1 protein-coding gene is annotated in these 1,122 nt (G+C 73.1%); it reads right to left on the reverse strand.

What is annotated here, in order from left to right:
- The coding region (locus tag D7Y13_RS41630; RefSeq protein WP_158626209.1) for an FAD-binding oxidoreductase at positions 1–1,042 on the reverse strand (1,042 nt) is incomplete at its 3' end.
- Between the last annotated feature and the right edge of the window lie 80 nt (positions 1,043–1,122).

The following is a 1,122-nucleotide window of genomic DNA, read 5'->3' on the forward strand; positions in this document are numbered from 1 at the left end:
GGATGGGGGCGAAGGTGAGGGGGCGGAAGGCGCCGTCCAGCGCGGCCGCGAGCCGGCGCTCCAGCAGGGCGCCGATCTCCGCGTCCGGGGCGGAGAGGGCGCCGCTGATGGCCCAGCGTCCGAAGCCCTCGCGGAACTGGTCGCGCGCCCAGTCCGGCAGGGGCGTGCGGCCCACGGAGGCGTAGGGGTACTGCTGGGTGACGCTGAAGGCCTTGAGGTCGTTCCAGAAGAAGAAGCTGCCCTTGAGCGTGCCGTCCATGGCCAGCGCCTGGAGCCGGTCCACCGCGCTCCACAGGTGCGCGTCGTCGTTCACGGCGCAGAAGAACTCGCGCAGATAGGGCTGCTTGCGCGACAGCCAGAACGTCATCCGCGTCACCACGCCCAGCGAGGACTGGCTGAACAGGCCGTCCAGCACGGGGCCCAGGCCCCAGCGGAACACGGGGGCGGCGTGGGCGCCGGGGAAGCGCGCGTGGCCCGTGTGCACCACCTCGCCCGTGGGCAGGACGACCTCCAGGGCGCAGACGTGCTGGAAGATGTCCGCGTTCGGTCCGCGTCCGTCGCCGCGCTCCAGCGCGTTGCCCACGAGGCTCGCATCCGGGGAGCCGCCGATGGTGGTGATGAACGTGGAGGAGTTCTTCTCGCGCAGCCACGCGTGCGCCTGCCGGAACGTCACGCCGGGCTCCACGGTGAGGTACGCCAGCTGCTCGTCGTGTTCGAGGACGCGGTTCATCCGCCCCAGGTCCAGCAGCACGCTGCCGTCGCCCGAAGGCACGCGCGAGCCGTAGCCCCAGTTGCGGCCGCCGCTCACCGGATACACCGGCACGCCGTGCGCCTGCGCGATGCGCAGACACGCCTGGATCTGGGCGGTGTCCGCGGGTCGGAGGATGGCGGGGATGCGCTGGGTGGTGGCGAAGGTGGCCGTCTGGGCGGCCTCCAGCGCCTCGGGTTCGAGGATGACGTGCGCTTCGCCGAGCGCCTCCCGCCACGCGGCCAGGGCTGCTTCCAGGACCTCCGCCGGGGTCTTGCCTTCGGTTTCGCTCACGGGGCGCAGTATGCCCGCGCCGCCTGGCCGGGTGCTGGCCACCTGGAAGGGGAGCGGGCGGACGGGCCCGGGGGCGGGAG

Source organism: Corallococcus praedator (genome assembly GCF_003612125.1).
Taxonomy (GTDB): domain Bacteria; phylum Myxococcota; class Myxococcia; order Myxococcales; family Myxococcaceae; genus Corallococcus; species Corallococcus praedator.